Here is a 19,858-nt window from a genome sequence, read left to right as displayed (position 1 = left end):
GCCCCAGGGTTACTGCACGTCCATGACGCGGCCCGCGGCCTCCAACGCGTACGGTGTCCCCATCGCCCTCGGGGTGATGGGCGCCTGGGCCGCGCACCTCGTGTACCTGCTCGGCTTCGCGCGCCTCGCGCCGTGGGGCCCGGGCATGTGGCTGCACGCGGCCCTGCAGGCCTGGCTCTTCACCGGGCTCTTCATCACCGGCCACGACGCCATGCACGGCACCGTGAGTCCGCGCGCGGGGGTGAACCGGCTCGTGGGCACCCTGGCCTGCTTCCTCTTCGCGGGGCTCTCCTACCGGCGCCTCGTGCAGCACCACCGCGCCCACCACGCGGCCCCCACGCACGCGAGCGACCCGGACTTCCATCCCGGCTCCTTCCCCGTGTGGTTCTTCGCCTTCATGCGCCGCTACACCACGCTCCTGCAGCTCGCGGTGATGGCGCTCAGCTTCAACGTGATGCTGTGGCTGGGCGTCCCGCAGTGGCGGGTGTGGGCCTTCTGGGTCGCCCCCAGCCTCGCCGCCACGCTGCAGCTCTTCTACTTCGGCACCTACCGGCCCCACCGCGAGCCGCACGGGCCGGACGCCCCGCAGATGGCGCCGCACCACGCGCGCAGCCTCGTGCCCAACCACCTGTGGGCGATGCTCTCCTGCTACTTCTTCGGCTACCACTGGGAGCACCACGAGTCGCCGGGCACGCCCTGGTGGGCGCTCTGGCGGGTGAAGGAGGCGCGGGTGAAACCTCCCGGGCCTCCCGCGCGTACTGCCTGAGACCCTCCGGAGGAAGCGCCGCATGAGCGACAAGCTGATCCCCCCCGAGCCGCCCTCGTCCGAGCACACCCCCGAGCGCCTCTACCTGCGGCGCCGGGAGTTCCTCAAGAACGCGGGGCTGTTCACCGCCACGGCGGCCGGCGTGGGCGGCGCGCTGTGGGCGCTGGGGCTCAAGCAGCGCCATCCCTTGGAGCGCCTGGTGCCGGACGGCGGGCTCGCGGAGCTGCCGGTGGCACCGGATGCGGGTGCCCGGGGCCCCTTCGACACGGACGAGGCGCGCACCCCGTACGAGGACGTCACCACCTACAACAACTTCTACGAGTTCGGCCTCGACAAGAACGACCCCGCCCAGCACGCGCACAGCTTGCGCCCGCATCCCTGGACGGTGCGCATCGAGGGCGCGTGCCACCGCCCGCTCACCCTGGACATCGACGACCTCAAGCGCCTGTTTCCCCTCGAGCAGCGCGTGTACCGCATGCGCTGCGTGGAGGCCTGGAGCATGGTCATCCCGTGGCTGGGGCTGCCGCTCGGCAAGCTGCTCGCGCGCGTGGAGCCCACCGGCAGCGCGAAGTACGTGGCCTTCACCACGCTCCTGGACCCCGAGCAGATGCCGGGGCAGAAGAGCGGCGTGCTCGACTGGCCGTATGTCGAAGGCCTGCGCCTCGACGAGGCCCAGCACCCGCTCACCCTGCTCGCGGTGGGGCTCTACGGCAAGGAGCTGCCGAACCAGAACGGCGCGCCGCTGCGGCTCGTGGTGCCGTGGAAGTACGGCTTCAAGGGCATCAAGAGCATCGTGCGCATCCGGCTCACCGAGGAGCAGCCGCCCACGACGTGGAGCCTCGCGGGCCCGAGCGAGTACGGCTTCTACGCGAACGTGAACCCCGAGGTGGACCACCCGCGCTGGAGCCAGGCCACCGAGCGGCGCATCGGCGAGTTCAAGCGCCGCCCCACGCTGCCCTTCAACGGCTACGCCGAGCAGGTGGCGAGCCTCTACCGCGGCCTCGACCTCCGGAAGAACTACTGATGGCCGCTCCGCATCCGTGGCTGAAGCCCGCTGTGCTCGCGGGCGGGCTCGCCCCGCTCGGGATGCTGCTGCTCGACTGGCAGCAGGGCACCCTGGGCGCGAACCCTGTCGAGCGCGCCCTCAACCAGCTGGGGCTGCTCGCGCTCGTCTTCCTCGTCGCGAGCCTCGCCGTCACGCCGCTCAAGAAGCTCTCCGGCTGGACCTGGCCCGTGCGGCTGCGGCGCATGCTGGGGCTCTTCGCCTTCGCATACGCGAGCCTGCACCTGCTCACCTACGTGGTGCTGGACCAGCACTTCGCGTGGGGCACGCTGCTCGAGGACGTGGCGAAGCGGAAGTTCGTCACCGTGGGCTTCGCCGCGTGGGCCCTCATGCTGCCGCTCGCGCTCACCTCCACGAATGCCTCGGTGCGCAGGCTCGGCTTTCCCGCCTGGCAGAGGCTGCACCGGCTCGCGTACGTGGCGGGCGCGCTGGGCGTGGTGCACTTCGTGTGGCGCGTGAAGAAGGACCACACCGAGCCCTTCCTCTACGGCTTCGTGCTGCTGGTGCTGATCGCGCTGCGCGTTCCCGGCTGGCGCAAGGAGTGGCGCGCGTCGAGGGCCCGCGCGGCCAGGGCCGCCGCAGCGCCGAAGGTTGGCAATCGTTCGGCGCAGGCGGAGTAGGGTTCCTTGCAGGGGGAGCGCCACGCCGGCGACCTACTGGGGGAACACGGATGCACCGCAACCGGGGTTTTGGGCTTCACGCGCTGCTGCTCGCAGGGCTGCTCTTCGCATCGACCGCATCGACCGCCTCGGCGGCCACGAGCCGCCAGGCGCAGCTCGATGAGCTGGTGACGCGCTACCACGCCCTCAAGCAGTTCAACGGCACCGTGCTCGTCGCGGACGAGAAGGGCATCGTCTTCCAGAAGCCCTACGGCTCGGCGAACTTCGAGTGGCAGCTGCCCCACACGCTGGACACCCGCTTCCGCCTCGGCTCCATCACCAAGCAGTTCACCGCGATGGTGGTGATGCAGCTGGTGAACGAGGGCAAGCTGAAGCTGAACGAGAAGCTCGTCACCTACCTGCCCGACTACCGCAAGGACACCGGCAGCCGCGTGACGCTGCACCAGCTGCTCAACCACACCTCGGGCATCCCCAGCTACACGGGCCTGCCGGGCTTCTTCCAGAACGAGTCGCGCAACCCGTACACCGTCGCCGAGTTCGTGAAGAAGTTCGCGAGTGGGGACCTCGAGTTCGAGCCGGGGACGAAGTTCCAGTACAACAACTCGGGCTACTTCCTGCTCGGCGCCATCATCGAAAAGGTGGAGGGCAAGCCCTATGCTCAGGTGGTGCAGGAGCGCATCTTCGCGCCGCTGGGCATGAAGCACTCGGGCTACGACCTCGCGGCGCCCCTCATCCCCAAGCGCGCGAGCGGCTACGTGCTCAAGCCCGAGGGCTACGTCAACGCGCCCTACCTCGACATGAGCATCCCGTACGCCGCGGGCTCGCTCTACTCCACGGTGGGCGACCTCTTCCTCTGGGACCGCGCGCTCTACGGCGAGAAGCTGCTGCCCGCGGCGCTGAAGCAGAAGATGTTCACCCCGGGGCTCGCGAACTACGGCTACGGCTGGTTCATCCAGGACGTCACGCTCGCGGACGGCAAGACGAAGGTGGCCACCGTGAGCCACACCGGCGGCATCAACGGCTTCAACACGCTGCTGCTGCGCGTGCCCGAGCGACACGAGCTGGTGGTGCTGCTCGACAACACCTCGCGCGGCGACAAGCTGGAGGCCCTGGGCGCGGACCTGCTCGGCATCCTGCACGGAGTGCAGCCCAAGGGCCCGCGCCGCTCCATCGGAGAGGTGGTGAGCGCTGCCGCCGCCAGGGGCAGCGTCGCGCAGGCCATCGCGCAGTACCGCTCGCTCAAGGCGAGCCAGCCCAACGCCTACGACTTCGAGGAGGAGAACGCGCTGAACGGCGTGGGCTACTCGCTGCTGCAGCAGGGGCGCGTCCCGGACGCCATCGAGATCTTCAAGCTCAACGTGGAGATGTTCCCGAAGAACGGAAACCCCTACGACAGCCTCGGTGAGGCGTACCTCGCGGCGGGGAACAAGGAGCTCGCGCTGAAGAACTACCAGCGCTCGCTCGAGCTGGACCCGAAGAACAGCAACGCGAAGAGCGTCATCGAGCGGCTGCAGAGGCCCGAGAGCGCGAAGAAGTCCAAGTACCCGCTCGAGGCCTACGTGGGCAGCTACGCGCTCGCGCCCAACTTCGCCCTGAAGGTCACGGTGGAGCAGGGCCAGCTCACGGCGCAGGGCACCGGGCAGCCGAAGTTCCCACTCGCGGCCGATGGTGACACTGCCTTCGCGGCCGTCGGCGTGCCAGCGCGCCTCGTGTTCGCCGTGGACGAGGCGGCGCACAAGGCGACCTCGCTGGTGCTGCAGCAGGGCGGCCGCGAGATGCCGGCCAAGCGCACCGAGTAGGGGAGGAGACGGTCTTCGCCGCCCGGGTGACAGGGCCCGGGCGCATCCCCGCAGAACGATGAGCAGACCATGCGGCTTCCGTGACGAACGTCTCTCAAGGCGTTCGTAGCGTGAGCCGCATGAACCGACACCTCAACTCCCTCGCCGCGCTGCTGCTCCTCTCGGGCTGCGCCCACCACGCCGCCGTGAGCTCCGAGCAGGGCCTGCCCCTGAGGCGCGTGGTCATCTACCGCAACGGCGTGGGCTACTTCGAACGCGCGGGGCACGTGGAGTCCGAGCGGGTGGCCTTCCAGGTGAAGCGCGAGCACGTGGGCGACTTCCTCGCCACGCTCGCCGTGATGGAGGAGGGCCGCAGCGCCGTGCGCTCCGCGGCCTTTCCCACCGCCGCCCAGGGCGAGCGGCGCACGGTGGAGCTCGCGCTCGATGGCCGCGCGCACCAGCTGGCCGTGGGCTACGTGGTGGAGCAGCCCATCTGGCGCCCCACGTATAGGGTGGTCGTGGGCAAGAGCGGGCTCGAGCTGCAGGCCTGGGGCATCGTGCAGAACCTCTCCGGGGAGGACTGGCGCGACGTGCAGCTCTCGCTGGTGGCCGGAGCGCCCATCGCCTACCGCGCGACGCTGGAGGCACCCGTGACGCCCGGGCGGCCCCTGCTCGAGGACTCGGGCGAGGTGTTCGCGGGCGTGCCCCGCGGCGAGAGCGTGCTCGCCCAGGCGCCCGGGACCCTCGTCGTTCCCGGAGAAGCTCCCACCGTGGACGTCGGCAGCACCAGCACCGGCGTGAACGTCGGCAAGGACTTCGTTCGCAACATCGCGGTGGTGCGCCCCACGGGGAAGGCGGGCGCGGGGCGCTCGTTCGAGGCCCTCGCGGCGGTGGCCCGTGCGAGCGCGGCCGGCGGCACCACCCGCTACGAGCTGCCGCACCCCGTGAGCATCCCGGACGCGTCGGCCTCCATGGTGCTGCTCGCCTCGCGCACCGTGCCGGGAGAGGCCGTGCTGCTCTTCTCGCCGGACCCCGGGGCGCCCGACTCCGCGCGCCACCCGTTCCGCGTGGCGCGCTTCACCAATGACAGCGCGGGCCTGCTCGAGCGCGGTCCCATCGCAGTCTTCGAGGAGGGAGCCTTCCTCGGCCAGGGCGTGCTCGAGTCACTGCCGGCCGGGGCGCAGGCCACCGTGCCCTTCTCGCTCGAGCGCGGCGTCGCCGTGGAGTCGCGCTCGGAGAGCGTGCAGGAGGGCGCGCGCCTCGCGCTCGTGGAGGCCGGGGTGCTGACGCTCGAGCGCGACACCGTGCTGCGCACCACCTACCGCGTGCAGAACGGCGAGGCGAAGCCGGCGCGGGTGCTGCTGCGCCACGCCCGCAGTGCGCAGGCGCGGCTCGCCGCGAGCCCCAAGGGGACCGAGGAGCAGGTGGGCGCCGGCTTCGCGCTCGTCCCGGCCGAGGTGGCGGCCCACGCGAGCGCCGAGGCGAAGGTGGAGGAGCGGACCAGCGCTCGCGTGCAGGCGGACTGGTTCGACCCGGCGGCGGACGTCGCGGTGAACGGCTACCTCGAGGACCCGCGCGCGGACCGGACCGCGAAGGAGGCGCTGGCGGCGCTGTGGAAGGTGCGCGACGCCATCGTCCGGGAGCGCTCGGAGGAGGCGAAGTGGACGGAGCAGGGCGACACCCTGTCCGAGGAGGCGGACGAGGCGCGCGAGAGCCTGCGCTCGCTCGCGAAGAGCCGCGCCGCAGACCTCAAGGGACGGCTGCAGGCACGGCTCTCCGACCTGGAGAGCCAACATGCTGCGGCCGCCGATGCGCTGGTGCGCGCGCAGCTCGCGCGGCACGAGGCCGAGGTGGACTTCGCCGAGCGCCTGCGCACGCTGGGCGTGCGCGCGCCCTAGTTCATCATCTTGTCCAGCGCGCCCATCACCACCGGGTGGTAGCCCGTGCGCGCCTCGGCGTAGATGCGCTGCGCGAGCGGCTTGCCCCAGTCGCGGTCCATCAGGGCGCGGTAGAGCGGGCGCACGAAGCGGCCGCGGCCCTGGGAGGTGAGGAAGTGCTCGAGCGCGGGCAGCGCCGGCTCGTAGCGGCTCGCGATGGTCTTCTCGAGCCACGCGAAGAGCACCTCGCTGTTGCCCGTCTGGGTGAAGTGGAAGGTGCCGTCCAGCGAGGCGAGCTGCGCAGGCGTGAGCTCGCGCGGCAGGAGGCCGAGGAAGTACTGCCACTCCTGCGTGAGCCAGCCCTGCGTCTTCAGCGCGCTCGCGGGTGCGCCGCCGAGGAAGGCCTTCACCTGCGCCTCCACGTGCGCGAAGCGGTCCGTCTGCGGGCGGTACACGTTCGCGGGCAGGCCGGGGCGGTACACCCACTCGTCGAGCTGCAGCTTCTGCTCCAGCGCGGCGTCGCCCTTCACCAGGTGCTCGCGCACCTCGGCGAGGAAGCCGCGGGTATCCATGGACTGGAAGGCGTGGCGGTCGAAGTAGCTGCGCAGGAAGGCGTCGAAGCGCTCGCGCCCCACCGTCTCCTCCATCGTCTGCAGGAAGGCGGCGCCCTTCTCGTAGATGACGCGGCTGCCGCCCTCCTCGGGGTCGCCCTTCAGCTGCACGTAGAGCTGGGTCTGGGGGCTCTGCTCACCCACCTCCTTCTCGGTGCGCTCCAGCTCCTGAAGGCTCAGGCGCGAGAGCATGGCGCCCACCTCGCGGCCGTAGAGCGCCTCCATGATGCGCAGCTCGAAGTAGCTGGTGACGCCCTCGTTGAGCCAGGAGTCGGACCAGGTGGCGTTGGTGACGAGGTTGCCGGACCAGGAGTGCGCGAGCTCGTGCGCGATGAGGCTCACCAGCGAGCGGTCTCCGGAGAGCACCGTGGGCGTCGCGAAGGTGAGGCGCGGGTTCTCCATGCCGCCGTAGGGGAAGGAGGGCGGGAGCACGAGGATGTCGTAGCGGCCCCAGCGGTAGGGGCCGTAGAGCCGCTCGGCCGCCGCCATCATCTGCTCCACCTCGCCGAACTCGTACGCCGCGCGCGCGAGCACCGAGGGCTCCGCGTACACGCCCGAGCGCGGCCCCAGCTGCTGGAACGCGATGTCGCCCACCGCCACCGCCATCAGGTAGGGCGGGATGGCCTGCGGCATGCGGAAGTCGAAGCGGGTGTGGCCCCCGTCCACGGGCACGCCCTCGGGGGTGAGCTGCTCGGCGCTCATCACCGCGCGCAGGCCGCGCGGCACCGTGAGGCGCGCGCTGTAGGTCTGCCGGATGCCGGGGCTGTCCTGCGTGGGCACCCACGTGCGGGTGAGGATCGCCTCGCCCTGGGAGAAGAGGTAGGGGTGCTGCTTGCCGGCCGTCTGCGCGGGGGTGAGCCACTGCAGGGCGCCCGCCTCGGGCCGCGTCTCGTAGCGCACCACGATGCGCCGCGTGCCCGGCCGCAGCGTCACGGTGAGGGGCTGGCCGAGGCGCGGGTGCGCGGTGCCCAGCGTCCAGGGTAGCGCCTTGCCGCCCTCGTCCGTCACGCTGCGCAGCCGCAGGCCGTCCGTGTCCAGCACCACCTCGCTCGCGCCCGGCTGTACTTGAAGGTCCAGCGTGGCGCTGCCCTTCAGCGTGCGCGCGGCGAAGTCCACGCCCAGGTCCAGCGCCACGTGCGTCACGCGCGCCTCCTCGGGCCGTGCAAAGGAGTGCGGGTCGTGCGCGATGCGCGGCTGGGACTGCGGCTGCTGCGAGGCCGTGGCCTCCGGAGCGGCGGTGCGGCAGCCAGCGAGTGCGAGCAGGGGAACGGCGAGCGCGAGGACGAGGCGGGAGCGGGCGTGGAGGCGCATGGGCAGGGGGCCGAGGGTAGCTGGCCCCGCCCGCACGGGCGAGCGCTGCGGGATGTAGGCCGCGCACGCCTGCTCCCTCACCCCCGGCGGCTCAGAGCACCTGGCTCAGCGCCGCCTCCAGGCGCGCGCGCGGCACGGCGCCTACCACCTGGTTCACCACCTGGCCGTTCTTGAAGAAGAGCAGCGTGGGCATGGAGCGGATGCCGAACTGCTGCGCGGTGAGCTGGTGGTCGTCCACGTCCAGCTTCGTCACCTTCACCTTGCCGGCGTGCTCCTGCGCGAGCGCCTCCAACGTCACGCCGAGCACGCGGCAGGGCGCGCACCAGCGGGCGGTGAAGTCGACGATGACGGGCCCCTCGGCCTGCAGCACCTCCTGCTGGAAGGTGGCATCGCTCAGGGTGACGATGTTGTCGCTCATGGGCTCCTCGGCGTCCTCTGCGGGCCCGGCGCGGGAGTGCGCTGGAGGCCCGTGGACAGCACAAGGAGTAGGGCGGGGCCCGCCCGGGCGCGAGAGGCCGGGGCGCACCAGATTGTTCCGCCAGGGACCCTTACGCCGTCTCCTCCCAGGGCAGCGCGGCGCGGCGCTCGGCGAGCAGGTCCAGGAAGGCGCGCACCTTGGAGGGCAGGTGGCGGCTGCTCGGGTACACGGCGAAGACGGGGATGCCCGGCGGTGTGTAGCGCTCGAGCACGGGCACGAGGCGCCCGGCGCGCACGTCCTCCGCTACCAGGGAGGTGGGCAGCTGCACGAGGCCGAGTCCCGCGCGCACCGCCGCGTGGCCCGCGCGCACGCTGGGCACTCGCAGCCGCCCCTGCACGGGCACGGTGCGCGCGCGGCGGGGGCCGGTGAAGAACCACACCTCGTCCGTGCCGGCCTCCGCGAGCAGCACGCACTCGTGCTCGCGCAGCGCGTCCGGGCTGCGCGGGGGCGGGCGGCGGCTCAGGTAGGCAGGGCTCGCGTAGTAGCCGGTGCGCACGCTGCCCAGCCGGCGCGCCACCAGGGACGAGTCCGGCAGGGGCCCGGTGCGCAGCGCGAGGTCGAAGTCCCCGGCGAGCAGGTCCACTGCGCCGGGCGCGAGCGAGAGCTCCACCTGCACCTGGGGGTAGCGCAGGAGGAACTCGGAGACGAGCGGGGTGAGCAGCTCGCCCAGCAGCGAGAGCGTGGCCACGCGCAGTGTGCCGGAGGGCGTCCCGCGCGCCGCGGCGAGCGCCTCGTTCACCGCGTGCGCCTCGGCCACCAGGCGGGTGCACTGCGCGAGGTAGCCGCGCCCCGGCTCGGTGAGCCTCAGCCGGCGCGTGGTGCGCTCCAGCAGCCGCACGCCCAGGCGCGCCTCCAGCGCCGCGAGCCTTCGGCTCACCGTGCTCTTGCGCACGCCCAGGCGCGCGGCCGCGCCGGTGATGCCCGCGGCCACCACCTCGGTGAACAGCAGCATGTCGTCCAGCAGGGGAGGGGCGGTGCTCACGGGCGCGCAGACTAACGCACGTCCCTCACCCCGAGCCTCTCCCAGAGCGAGAGGGGACAGCCGGCTTCTCCGCCGAGCCGGATCTTCAAACGCGGCGCTGCGGGGGCAGCAGCCGGTCCACCAGCCCCATCAGCTGGTTGCAGCTGATGGGCTTGGGCAGGACGGCGTCCACGCCGGCGCTGCGGGCGAGCGCCGCGAGGCGCTGCGGGTCGCGCTCGCCGCTGATCATCAGCACCGGCGTGCGGCGCAGCCGCGCGTCCCCGCGGATGCGCGCCGCGAGGTCCGCGCCGCTCATCCCCTCGAGGTAGAGGTCGGTGAGCACCAGGTCCACCGGCTGCGCCTGCAAGAGCTGCAGGGCCTCCTCCGCGCTCTCGGCCTCCACGAAGTCGAAGGCGCGGCCGGCGAGGTAGATCTTCAGCAGCGTGCGGATGGAGCGGCTGTCGTCCACGACGAGCACCCGCTGGGCGCCCGGCCCGGCGCGCAGGGCGCCGGGCACGGGCAGGCTGACGGAGGGAGGGCGGGGCAGGGGAGGCTGCGTCACGGGGCCGCGGTGACGGCGTAGGTGAAGGCCTGGGTCTGCACGCTGGGAAAGCCCATGTTCGGCGCGAGCGGGGGCGCCAGCTCGTTGGGCACCTTCCACGTCTGGCCGGTGAAGTTCATCAGCAGCACGCTGTAGTTGCCCACGGGCACCGACGTCAGGGGCTTGGGCGCGCCGCTCGCGGCGTTGAGCGCGAGGTTGCGCACGGCCACCGTGAGGCTGGGCACCGCGGCGACGTAGAAGCTGCCGTCCGGGTTCTTCTTCGGCGTGCCGTCGTCGTTGTTGAGCAGCGGGTACAGGCTGTTGGGCACCAGGCCCGCCGCCATCACCACCAGGGCGGGGCCGGTCGGGCTGCCGTCCGTCGTGGTGTACGAGGCCCCCTCGGCGTCCAGGATGCCATTGCGGTCCAGGTCGTTCTCGTCCGTGAGCAGCGGGACGGCGTTCTTGTCCGAGGACAGCTTGCGCACCACCACCCGCGGCCAGAGGTCCGGGGCGCCGTCGCCGTTGGCATCGTCCGGGACGCCGTCGCCGTTGTCGTCCACGTAGCGCACGAAGAAGGCCGGCGGGGCCTCGTTCACGCCGCCCTCGGCCACCTTGAGCGGCTTGAGCGTGATGCCCTGCGTGCCGGGGGCGAGCGTCACCGGCGCGGAGGCCTCGAAGGCCGGGCGGTCGAAGGGCACGGTGGCCGTGTCCGAGAAGCTCACGCTCACGCCCAGCGCGGGCACCAGCTTGCCGTCCGAGCCGCGCTCCACGCTGACCACCAGCATGCCGCGCTTGGGGTCGTTGAGGTCCACCGCGGCGCCGCCCACGTCGAACTGGTTGGGCTCACCGGTGACGCCGTAGAAGGGGTTGAAGTCCGCGCCGTGGCAGCTCGCGGACGCAGCCACGCGGCGGCAGGTGTCCGCGTCCACGAAGCCGCGCACCAGGTACTTGCCCTCGGGCACGAGGCTGAAGGCGAAGGGCGCGACGAAGGGGCCGGCGGTGTACTTGCCGGTCGCGTCCTTCTTGTCCAGCTCCTGGCCGAACACCTTCTCCATCGGGACGATGGTGAAGGAGATGGGGCGGCCGCTGCCCGCGGGAGGGGGCGGCCGGTCCTTCGCGTACAGGAGCACGATCACGTCGCCGCGCACCTGGCTCTGCACCACCACCTGCCCCTCGATGCGGGCGGTCTCGGTGTTCTGGCGCAGGTCCGCCGTGGGCACCACGGGGGGCGAGTCGCAGCCGGCGGAGGCCAGCAGCAGCGCGGCGAGGGAGGAGGCGACGAGGCTGCGGGAGGAGGACATGGCGTACATCACGGGGTCACCGTCAGGAGGCCGAGGACGCGGCGCTCGATGCGATTGCCGAACGGGTGCTCGAAGTGGTCGTTGCCCAGCTGCGTGCCCACCAGGGCCACGGTGAGCCGGTCCTTGATGGCCTCGTAGCCCACGCGCGCGTTGATCACCGTGTAGGAGGGCAGGGCGTTGGCGTTGAGGTTGATCTGCGTGGGGTCCGCGGCGGACGGCTCGCGCTCGATCCAGCGGGTGGAGGAGGTGTAGGTGGCGTCCGTGCCCAGCTCCAGGCCGCGGCGGGTGCGGTAGGTGAGCGCGCCGAACAGCTTCAGGCCCGGGGCCTGGCGGCAAGGCACGCACGCGTCCCCGCGCTGGAAGTCCGAGCTGATCTTCTGGATGCCCGTGCCCAGCTTCACGCCGAGGCCGTCCAGGGGCGCGGCCGAGAGGCTCACCTCGCCGCCGCGCGCCACGTACGTGTCGTCCTCGTTGGTGAAGGCCGAGCGCCCGATGAGGAAGCTCTGGCTCACCGGATCGTAGGAGTCACCGGCCGGCAGCCGCTCCACCGCCGAGAGCACGATGAGGTCCTTCACCGTGTTCTGGTACAGCGCCACGTCCCACTCCATACCCAGGGTGGGAGCCTCGCCGCGGTAGCCGAACTCGTAGGCGGTGAGCCGCTCGGGGCGCAGCGCCGGGTTGCCCACGGTCTGCACGCTCGCGCCGTTCACGCCCGGGGCCGGCACGCGCAGCGCCGTGTAGCTCTCGAGGAAGGTGGGCTCGCGGAACGCGGTCGCGAGGCTCACGCGGAAGGCCTGCCCCTCGAAGGGGAAGATGAGCGCCGAGACGCGCGGGCTGTGCGCGAGGCCGCGCTTGCCGTTGTCCAGCAGCGGGTGGCTGTCCACGCGGTAGCTGCCCACGAGCCGGAAGGTCTTGGAGAGCTGCCACTCGTCCTGGAGGAAGGCCGCGAAGTGGTTCTCCTGGTGCTTGCCGCCCACGTAGTCCCAGTCCACGCGCTTGAGGCGGCCCTCCACGCCCACCGTGGCCTGGTGCTCCCCCACCAGCTGGAAGCCGTCGCTGTAGACGAGCTCCGTGTTGACGACGTTGGCGTTGAGCCGCGTGGCGAGCGAGCGCGTGCCGATGGCCTCGTACTCGGGCCCCGCGTCCGTCTCCAGGTGGTTCCAGAAGGTCTTGAGCTTGACCGGGCCCACCGAGAGGTCAGCCTTGCCGTTGATGCTGTAGCCGTCCAGGTTGTAGTTGCGCAGCGTGCCGAGCGGGTAGACCTCGGAGTAGAAGCGGTTCACGCCCGCGCTCAGGTCCACCGCGGACTGCTTGTTGAGCGCGATGCGGCTGCTCACGTTGGCGCGCGCGGTGCGGCTGCCCATGTCCGCGTCGCGGGCCCAGCTGCTGGGGGCCACCTCCTCCATGTCCGGGCGGTCCGAGGCGTAGTCGCGGCTCCACTTGTTGGCCTGGCCGTAGCCCACGCTGGCGCGGTAGCGCATGGCGCCGTCGCCGCCGAAGCTCACGAAGGAGCCCTTGGCGGTGTTGCCGGCGCCGGCGGCGAGGTTGAACTGCCCGCGGGGGCCCGAGCCCGGCGCCTTGGTGATGATGTTCACCACGCCGAGCATCGCGTTCGCGCCGTAGAGCGCGGAGCCGGGGCCGCGGATCACCTCGATGCGCTCGATCTCCTCGAGCCCGATGGTGAAGCCATCCCAGAGGATGGTGCCCATGAAGTCCTGGTACTCGCTGCGCCCGTCCACCAGCACCAGCACCTTGTTGGCGATGCGCTGGTTGAAGCCGCGGAAGGACACGTTGGCGCTGCCCACGCCCAGCGCCATCACGTCCGCGCCCGGCACGCGCCGCATCAGCTCCACCAGGTTGGTGGCGCCCGACAGGCGGATGTCCTCGGCCGTGATGACCGTCATCGCGTTGGGGCTCTCGAGCGAGCTCTGGGCGCGGCGGCTCGCCGTCACCACCTGCTCCTCGTAGGGCACCGCGCTCGCCGCCTCCTCGCCGCTCAGCGCCACCTCGGCGCCGGTGACCACCGGGAACAGCGGCGCGGCCGGCTCCTGCGCCTGGGCCTGGGCCTGCTGCGTCGCCTCGGCGCGGTCCACGGCCTTCTCCAGGCGCTCGAGCAGGCTCGCGAGCTGCTTCGCGCGCTCCTCGCTCATCAGCGCCGTCATGCCCGCCGGGGGCGGAGGCATCTTGAGGCTCGCGCTGCCCGTGGTGGAGCCCGCGGCCGAGCCCGCTGCTGCGGAAGCGGCGGCCTGCTGCGGCTGCTGCAGCTGCGGCACGGCGGCGGCGGCGAGCTCACCGGGAGCGGGCGCTGCCGGCTGCAGGCTCTTCTCCAGCTGCGCGAGCGTCACGCGCACCGGCTCGCTGTCGGCCGGGTTGTACGTGAGGTAGCGCTTGTACCAGTCCACCGCCTCGGGGATGCGGCCCGCGTCGTGGTAGGCGCGCGCGATGTTGTAGAGGACGTTGGGGTGCGGCTTGATGGCGTACGCCTCCTGCAGCTCGGCCACGCCGCTGTCCAGCTGCCCCTGGGCGACCAGGGCCATGCCGTTGCGGAAGTGACGGCGCGCCTCGAGGCGCTCGTCCGCCAGGGCCTGCGTCGAGCCGAGGATCAGCGCGACGAGACCTGCTCTCTTCACCACCTGGGAGGGTTTCACTGGTACGGGTCGTCCTTGTAACCAGGCGAGCCGGGCTTCGGCTTCGCCTCATTTTTCTTCTTCAGCTTCTGCGTGAAGCGCACCTCGGGGCCGCGCCCCTCGGCGGTGGCCACGGTGCGCTCGTAGCCGGAGAGCACGAAGGTGAGCTCCGCCTCGGCGCGGCCGCGCGCGCCCGGCTCCACCTCGAGCTGCACGGGCGTCTCGCCCAGGCTGCGGCCGCGGTAGAGGACGCGCGCGCCCGAGGGCTCGCTCGCGACCAGGAAGCGCACCGGCACCACCTCAGGCTTCACCGGCTTCGCGGGCTGCACGGGCTCGGTGGACGCGGGCTGCGCCGCGGCGGCCACCGCCGGCTGCTGCGGCGCGGGGGCGGCGGGCTGCGTCGCGGGCGCGGCAGCCGCCTGGGCCACCGGCGCAGGCGCCGCGGGCGCAGGGGCCGGCGAGCGCAGGAAGAAGAGGGCGGCCGCGCCCACGCCCAGCAGGGCCGCGCCGCCGAAGAGCGCGAGCGGCAGCAGCTTGCGCTTGGGGGCCTCGTCGTCGAGCGACACGTCCAGCGCGAGCGTGTGCGCGCCGGTGCCGCCCTGCGCAGCGGCCGCCGCCTGCTGCAGGCGCTGCGCACCGGTCTGGCTCAGGCGCGACGCCGCGGTGGAGCTCACGCGCAGGGCGCCCGTGTTCACCTGCAGGGGGCCGCTGCCTATCATCTGCGGGCTGGTGTTGAAGGCGCCGCTCATCCCCGCGCTGGTGCTCGCGCGCTTCATCCCCTCGAGCACCTCCTCCATGGACTGGAAGCGCTGGTCGGGCCGCTTCTCCAGGCACTTCATCACCAGCGCCTCCACCTCCTGGGGGATGGCGTGGTTGGGCCACACGCTGCTGAAGGGCGGGGGCGGCTCGTTGAGGTGCTTGATGATGACGTCGATGCTCTGCGCGGCCTGGAAGGGCGGGCGGCCGGTGAGCGTCTGGTAGAGCAGCACGCCCAGGCTGTACACGTCCGAGCGCGGGTCCGAGATGTTGCGCGCCTGCTCGGGCGCCATGTACTGCGGGGAGCCCAGGATGACGCCGTTCTGCGTGAGCTCGGTGTCGCTCGGGGTCTTCACCGCCGCGTCCGGCGTGAAGCTCTTCACCAGGCCGAAGTCGAGGACCTTGATCAGGTCCGTGTCCGCCTCCTCCTGGTTGATCACCATCACGTTGGCGGGCTTGAGGTCGCGGTGGATGAGGCCGACCTTGTGCGCCTCGCGCAGCGAGCGCGCGATCTGCATGCCGATGGACAGCGCCCGGCCCCAGGGCTGCGGCCCCAGCTGGGTGAGCACCTGCGCGAGCGTCTTGCCCTCGAGGTACTCCATCGCGATGAAGAAGATGCCGTCGTCCGTCTTGCCGTAGTCGATGACGGTGATGGTGTTCGGGTGGCGCAGCTTGCTGGTGACGCTGGCCTCGAGGAAGAAGCGCTTCTGGAAGCCCGGGTCCGTGCTGCCCGCGTAGCTCGCGTTGAGCACCTTGAGCGCCACGAGGCGGTCGAGCGGCGCCTGCATCGCCTTGTACACGCGCCCCATGCCGCCCGAGCCCAGCACCTCGATGATGCGGAAGCGGTCGTTGAGCACGCGCCCGATCAACGGGTCACCCACCTCGGTCGGAGCGAGTTTGGGAATGGTGTTGCGCTCGATCATCTGGAAGTCCCCGGCGCGCAGTGGGCCCCACCCAAAGTGTCCACGCGCGAATAATTGAAATCTACCACCACAACGGTACGCGCCGGAAAGCCCCCCCGGATGCGCCTGTACCTCCGTCCGGTGCGTCCGCGTCGGGGCGGGTGCGCACACGTGCGTGGGGCAGAGCGCGCAGCTTACCCCCGGGAGCATGCACCTCATAACATCTGGCCGATGCAGCGCTGTGCGCGCAGGCGCACACGCACTACCTCTGGGGCAGGGCTTTCCAAGGAGAAGCAACGTGATGAAGCGTCTGATGGCAGTGGTGGTGCTGGGAGCGGCGCTCGCGGGCTGCTCGGGGGACAACGACAGCTGCAAGGACGCCTGCGTGCGGCTGCAGGAGTGCAACCTGTCCTCCTCCGGCTTCAGCTGCGACGAGTCGTGCGACGCGAAGGACTGCGCCAAGTGCATCAACGACGAGGACAACGCCTGCAACGAGGTGGGCGCGAAGTGCGCCTCGGCGTGCCCCGGCGTGGTGTTCTAGCGGCCCCGGGTCTGGCATAGGGGCGGGCATGGACGCCCGCCTCGAGCAGCTGCTCTCCTCCGCACCGCGCTACCCCCAGCGCATCGTCTGCATGACCGAGGAGACCACCGAGATCCTCTACCGCATCGGGGCGGAGGACCGGGTGGTGGGGGTGAGCGGCTTCACGGTGCGCCCGCCCGAGGCGCGCAAGAAGCCGCGGGTGAGCTCCTTCCTGGATGCGAACTTCGAGCGCATCCTCGAGCTGGCGCCCGACCTGGTGCTGGGCTTCAGCGACCTGCAGGCGGACCTGGGCCGCGAGCTGGCCAAGCGCGGGGTGCCCGTCTACCTCTTCAACCAGCGCTCGCTCGCGCAGATCCTCCAGACCGTGCGGGTGGTGGGCGCGCTGGTGGGGCTGCCGGAGCGCAGCGAGCAGCTCGCGCAGGAGCTCGAGGGCAACCTGCGCCGCCATGCGGAGGCGGCCCGGGCGCTGCCGCGCCGCCCGCGCATCTTCTTCGAGGAGTGGCACGAGCCGCTCATCTCCGGCATCCGCTGGTGCTCGGAGCTGGTGGAGCTGGTGGGCGGCGAGGACGTGTGCGCCGAGACGCGCAGCCAGCAGGGCGCGAAGGGCCGCATCTACGCGCCCGAGGAGGTGGCGCGGCGCAACCCCGAGGGCGTCATCGCGAGCTGGTGCGGGCGCAAGGCGAAGCGCGAGAAGATCCGCCAGCGCCCCGGCTGGGCCGAGGTCCAGGCGGTGAAGGACGACCAGCTCTACGAGGTGAAGAGCAGCCTCATCCTGCAGCCGGGCCCCGCGGCGCTGAGCGACGGGGTGGAGCAGCTCGCGCGCATCGTGGGCGCCATCGCGCGCGGCGAGCGCCTCCCGCCTCCGCGCGAGGGAGAGCTGCGCACGGCCTGAAGCGGCCCCTGCGGTCACGCCCCCGTCACGGCTCTTGACGCAGGATGCTCCCGTCGCTGATTTTGCGCGACTTGCGGGGCCCGCGCGTTAGACGGGGCTCGCCGTTTCGAGGGGGGAGCACATGGCACTGCAGGGATTCGGATGGCGCCGGGCGGCGCTCGCGCTGGCGCTGCTGGGCGCGCTCGCGGGCTGCTCGGGCGACGACAAGGGCACCGACAACCCGGACACGGGGGGAGGCGGGCCGGTCGTCGTCGGCGGCGGCAAGACGCACCCCACCACGGGCGAGAGCTGGACCGTGCTCGTCTACATGGTGGGCGACAACAACCTGGAGCCCTTCGCGTTCGACGACCTCGCGGAGATGGCCCAGGTGGGCAGCAGCGACAAGGTGAAGATCGCGGTGCAGATCGACCGCGCCGAGGGCTACGACGAGAGCGGCTGGGGCACGCTCCCCAACTGGACCAGCACCAAGCGCATCCTGGTGAAGCCGGGCGCCATCCAGGAGCTCTCGGACCTGGGCGAGCTGAACATGGGCAGTGCGGACACGCTCAGCGACTTCATCCGCTGGGGCGTGAAGGCCTACCCCGCGGACCGCTACGCCCTCGTGTTCTGGGACCACGGCGGCTCGTGGCCGGGCTTCGGCGGCGACGAGTCCACGAGCCAGATGGACGTGCTCAGCATCGCGGAGCTGCAGCGCGGGCTGAAGGACGGCATGGCGGCGGCGAACCTGAAGCAGTTCTCGCTCATCGGCTTCGACGCCTGCCTCATGTCCACCTACGAGGTGGCGCTCGGCCTGCGCCCCTACGGCGAGTACCTGGTGGCCTCCGAGGAGCTGGAGCCGGGGCACGGCTGGGACTGGCGCAAGCTCTCGGTGGTGAAGGACAACCCCAAAGCGGGCCCGCTGGAGCTCGCCCAGGCGCTGGTCACCGGCTTCAAGGCGCAGGCCGTGGAGATGAAGACGGACAAGAGCGTGACGCTCGCGGTGACGGACCTCTACGCGCTGGATGACCTGAAGGCCGCGGTGGACGGGCTCGCCAAGCTCTACGGCAGCAGCAACGCCACCGCCTTCGGCCGCGCGCGCGAGAAGGCGCTCGCGTTCGGCGAGATGCCGGACCCGCGCCAGTCGCTCAACATGGTGGACCTCGGCGACTTCGCCGCGAAGCTCGCGGCGGAAGGGGGCGACAGCCGCTTCGCCCAGGCGAGCAGCGCGGTGCAGGCCGCGCTCGCCAAGGCGGTCAAGGCCCACACCGCGGGCTCGGTGACGGCTGCCTCCACGGGCCTTTCGGTGTACTTCCCCAGGTCCGCCGCGTACTTCGACGCGAGCTACAACACCCTCACGGACGCGCCCGCGTGGCGCGACTTCCTCGCGGCCTACCACCAGGGCGGCGCGAGCACCGCCGCGGTGCCCGCCTTCGCGGGCGTGCAGAGCGCGATGGACGCGGACGGGCTCACGGTGCTCGGCACGCTGAAGGACAGCGCCTCGTTCAACGCCATCACCCGCGCGACGATGTACTTCGGCTTCCAGAGCGGGGACCAGCTGGTGGTGCTCGGCGACCAGCCCGCGCAGGTGGTCTCCAACCCCGCGCCCGGAGCGGTGGGGCAGGTCTGGGACCTGACCTACGCGCGCCTCTCGGGCCGCGCGGCCGGCGGCACCACCGCCGCGAGCGGCTTCGTGTACATGAGCGTGTCCATGACGCAGAGCGAGTTCGTGCTCACCTTCCCCTTCGTCTACCAGGAGAGCAGCAGCGCGCCGCAGCAGTTCGCGCTGCGCGTCGTCGTGGTGCCCGCGAGCGGGACGGGCGGCCTGCAGGACACCTTCTACCTGCAGAGCGAGGGCGGCTACGGTGAGCTGCACGCCCCCGGGGGCTCCACCCTGCAGCCCCTGGTGCAGGTGCTGGACACCACCACGGGCGCGGTCGACTTCGCACCCTCGGGCGACGCGTTCGACGCGACCCAGGCCATCGCCCTGGACTTCAGCTCGAAGCTGCCCAGCGGCAACACGGCCTTCGGCGTGGTGACGGCCGAGAACTACGCCGGCGAGGGCGACAGCGTCTACGACAGCCGGGTGGTCCCGTGAGCGCGCGCACGTCCGTCGCCTCTCTTGTTGCCTCGCTCGCGCTGCTGCTGGGCGCCTGCGGCACCCGTCAGCACACCGACGCGCGCGACGCCTCGAGCAGCGAGGGCGGCTCGGGCGCGCCTGCGCCTGCGCTCACCCGCACGCTCGCGGACGGGGGCACGCCGCCCTCGAGCGCCGAGCTGGCCGGGCTGGAAGCCGGCGCGCCGCGCCCGGAAGGCGAGGCTCCCACGGCTCGTCCCGAGGCGGCGGCCCCGCACGGCGCCTCCGCGCCGCACCTGCCGCAGGTGCCGGCCGGTGCGTTCGCCGGGGTGCTGCTGCCCCCCTCCACCGTGGGCAAGGCGAACGTGGCCTTCGCCGGCTGCCTCGCCGAGCCCACGGCCTCGGCGGAGGCCGGCAGCCGCTTCCCGCCGCCCGCGGCTGCTCCCACGCGCAGGGGCGCCGCGGAGCCCGCGGTGCAGGTGAGCGCGCTGGGCACCGGCGCGCTCGTCACGCACCAGCTCACCCACGGCTGCTGCCTGCAGGGCCGCGTGAGCTCGGCGATCGAGGGGCGCACCCTCACCCTCACCGAGACGCTCTCCGGGGAGAGCTGCCGCTGCCTGTGCAGCTCCACGGTGCGCGCCGCGGTGCGCCTCGAGCCGGGGCAGTACACGCTGAAGGTCGTCACCCGCGAGGGGGCGAAGAGCACCTCCTCGAAGGTTGCCGGCAAGGTGGCCTACGAGGGGCCGCTGCAGGTGAGGTAGCGGGCTTGGGGGGCGGGCA

16 protein-coding genes are annotated in these 19,858 nt (G+C 72.0%); 9 read left to right on the top strand and 7 right to left on the bottom strand.

Annotated features, from left to right (window positions below; genetic code table 11):
* Window positions 1–22 precede the first annotated feature (22 nt).
* The 5 genes from FGE12_RS07395 (at window position 23) to FGE12_RS07375 (ending at window position 6,125) form a co-directional block, all read left to right on the top strand.
* Window positions 23–766: a fatty acid desaturase gene (locus tag FGE12_RS07395; RefSeq protein ID WP_153865689.1), complete on the top strand. Its 744-nt coding sequence runs from the start codon at window positions 23–25 to the stop codon at window positions 764–766.
* Between the two features lie 22 nt (window positions 767–788).
* Window positions 789–1,790, top strand: coding sequence for a protein-methionine-sulfoxide reductase catalytic subunit MsrP (gene msrP, locus FGE12_RS07390; protein WP_153865688.1), 1,002 nt, complete (start codon window positions 789–791; stop codon window positions 1,788–1,790).
* Window positions 1,790–2,449, top strand: a complete 660-nt coding sequence (locus FGE12_RS07385) for a sulfite oxidase heme-binding subunit YedZ (RefSeq protein WP_370458905.1) — start codon at window positions 1,790–1,792, stop codon at window positions 2,447–2,449. Before msrP ends, FGE12_RS07385 begins: the two co-directional genes overlap by 1 nt.
* A gap of 50 nt (window positions 2,450–2,499) precedes the next feature.
* Window positions 2,500–4,248 carry a serine hydrolase domain-containing protein gene (locus FGE12_RS07380; RefSeq protein ID WP_153865687.1) on the top strand — a complete coding sequence of 583 codons (1,749 nt, stop codon included), beginning with the start codon at window positions 2,500–2,502 and terminating at the stop codon, window positions 4,246–4,248.
* Between the two features lie 119 nt (window positions 4,249–4,367).
* Window positions 4,368–6,125, top strand: coding sequence for a DUF4139 domain-containing protein (locus tag FGE12_RS07375; protein ID WP_153865686.1), 1,758 nt, complete (start codon window positions 4,368–4,370; stop codon window positions 6,123–6,125).
* On the opposite strand, the gene FGE12_RS07370 is transcribed toward FGE12_RS07375, so the two are convergent.
* The 7 genes from FGE12_RS07370 to FGE12_RS07340 all read right to left on the bottom strand — a co-directional run bounded on the left by FGE12_RS07370 (window position 6,122) and on the right by FGE12_RS07340 (window position 15,613).
* Window positions 6,122–8,026: a M1 family metallopeptidase gene (locus FGE12_RS07370; protein WP_153865685.1), complete on the bottom strand. Its 1,905-nt coding sequence runs from the start codon at window positions 8,024–8,026 to the stop codon at window positions 6,122–6,124. The two genes, FGE12_RS07375 and FGE12_RS07370, sit on opposite strands and share 4 nt — an antisense overlap.
* A 91-nt stretch (window positions 8,027–8,117) precedes the next feature.
* A complete protein-coding gene (trxA, locus tag FGE12_RS07365; protein ID WP_153865684.1) occupies window positions 8,118–8,444 on the bottom strand; it encodes a thioredoxin in 327 nt (108 codons plus the stop codon).
* A gap of 130 nt (window positions 8,445–8,574) precedes the next feature.
* Window positions 8,575–9,456, bottom strand: a complete 882-nt coding sequence (locus tag FGE12_RS07360; RefSeq protein ID WP_153865941.1) for a LysR family transcriptional regulator — start codon at window positions 9,454–9,456, stop codon at window positions 8,575–8,577.
* A 115-nt stretch (window positions 9,457–9,571) separates the two neighbouring features.
* Complete coding sequence (locus FGE12_RS07355; RefSeq protein WP_153865683.1) at window positions 9,572–10,027, bottom strand: response regulator; 456 nt, start codon at window positions 10,025–10,027, stop codon at window positions 9,572–9,574.
* Window positions 10,024–11,307 carry a hypothetical protein gene (locus tag FGE12_RS07350; protein ID WP_153865682.1) on the bottom strand — a complete coding sequence of 428 codons (1,284 nt, stop codon included), beginning with the start codon at window positions 11,305–11,307 and terminating at the stop codon, window positions 10,024–10,026. The genes FGE12_RS07355 and FGE12_RS07350 overlap by 4 nt, the downstream gene beginning before the upstream one ends.
* 8 nt (window positions 11,308–11,315) lie before the next feature.
* The gene (locus tag FGE12_RS07345; protein ID WP_370458904.1) at window positions 11,316–13,937 is read right to left on the bottom strand and encodes a TonB-dependent receptor domain-containing protein; all 2,622 of its coding nucleotides are present in this window, start codon (window positions 13,935–13,937) and stop codon (window positions 11,316–11,318) included.
* 14 nt (window positions 13,938–13,951) lie between these two features.
* Window positions 13,952–15,613, bottom strand: coding sequence for a serine/threonine-protein kinase (locus FGE12_RS07340; protein ID WP_153865681.1), 1,662 nt, complete (start codon window positions 15,611–15,613; stop codon window positions 13,952–13,954).
* Between the two features lie 277 nt (window positions 15,614–15,890).
* Here FGE12_RS07340 and FGE12_RS07335 point away from each other — a divergent pair, with 277 nt between their 5' ends.
* The 4 genes from FGE12_RS07335 (at window position 15,891) to FGE12_RS07320 (ending at window position 19,839) form a co-directional block, all read left to right on the top strand.
* Window positions 15,891–16,133, top strand: a complete 243-nt coding sequence (locus FGE12_RS07335) for a hypothetical protein (protein WP_194797679.1) — start codon at window positions 15,891–15,893, stop codon at window positions 16,131–16,133.
* Between the two features lie 28 nt (window positions 16,134–16,161).
* A complete protein-coding gene (locus FGE12_RS07330; RefSeq protein WP_153865679.1) occupies window positions 16,162–17,025 on the top strand; it encodes a cobalamin-binding protein in 864 nt (287 codons plus the stop codon).
* 121 nt (window positions 17,026–17,146) lie between these two features.
* Window positions 17,147–19,099, top strand: a complete 1,953-nt coding sequence (locus FGE12_RS07325; protein WP_153865678.1) for a clostripain-related cysteine peptidase — start codon at window positions 17,147–17,149, stop codon at window positions 19,097–19,099.
* Window positions 19,096–19,839 carry a hypothetical protein gene (locus FGE12_RS07320; protein ID WP_153865677.1) on the top strand — a complete coding sequence of 248 codons (744 nt, stop codon included), beginning with the start codon at window positions 19,096–19,098 and terminating at the stop codon, window positions 19,837–19,839. Before FGE12_RS07325 ends, FGE12_RS07320 begins: the two co-directional genes overlap by 4 nt.
* The last annotated feature ends 19 nt before the right edge of the window (window positions 19,840–19,858 follow it).

Source organism: Aggregicoccus sp. 17bor-14, from assembly GCF_009659535.1.
In the GTDB taxonomy this organism is placed as follows: domain Bacteria; phylum Myxococcota; class Myxococcia; order Myxococcales; family Myxococcaceae; genus Aggregicoccus.
The sequence above is the reverse complement of the archived record's forward strand: the minus strand, read 5'-3'. Positions and strand labels throughout refer to the sequence as shown.

Bases quoted from the DNA above. Each gene is read 5' to 3' on its own strand.
- FGE12_RS07350 (WP_153865682.1), bottom strand. From the start codon at position 11,307: ATGTCCTCCTCCCGCAGCCTCGTCGCCTCCTCCCTCGCCGCGCTGCTG.
- trxA (WP_153865684.1), bottom strand. From the start codon at position 8,444: ATGAGCGACAACATCGTCACCCTGAGCGATGCCACCTTCCAGCAGGAG.
- FGE12_RS07375 (WP_153865686.1), top strand. From the start codon at position 4,368: ATGAACCGACACCTCAACTCCCTCGCCGCGCTGCTGCTCCTCTCGGGC.
- FGE12_RS07340 (WP_153865681.1), bottom strand. From the start codon at position 15,613: ATGATCGAGCGCAACACCATTCCCAAACTCGCTCCGACCGAGGTGGGT.
- FGE12_RS07360 (WP_153865941.1), bottom strand. From the start codon at position 9,456: ATGCTGCTGTTCACCGAGGTGGTGGCCGCGGGCATCACCGGCGCGGCC.
- FGE12_RS07325 (WP_153865678.1), top strand. From the start codon at position 17,147: ATGGCACTGCAGGGATTCGGATGGCGCCGGGCGGCGCTCGCGCTGGCG.
- FGE12_RS07385 (WP_370458905.1), top strand. From the start codon at position 1,790: ATGGCCGCTCCGCATCCGTGGCTGAAGCCCGCTGTGCTCGCGGGCGGG.
- FGE12_RS07330 (WP_153865679.1), top strand. From the start codon at position 16,162: ATGGACGCCCGCCTCGAGCAGCTGCTCTCCTCCGCACCGCGCTACCCC.
- FGE12_RS07395 (WP_153865689.1), top strand. From the start codon at position 23: ATGACGCGGCCCGCGGCCTCCAACGCGTACGGTGTCCCCATCGCCCTC.
- FGE12_RS07370 (WP_153865685.1), bottom strand. From the start codon at position 8,026: ATGCGCCTCCACGCCCGCTCCCGCCTCGTCCTCGCGCTCGCCGTTCCC.
- msrP (WP_153865688.1), top strand. From the start codon at position 789: ATGAGCGACAAGCTGATCCCCCCCGAGCCGCCCTCGTCCGAGCACACC.
- FGE12_RS07380 (WP_153865687.1), top strand. From the start codon at position 2,500: ATGCACCGCAACCGGGGTTTTGGGCTTCACGCGCTGCTGCTCGCAGGG.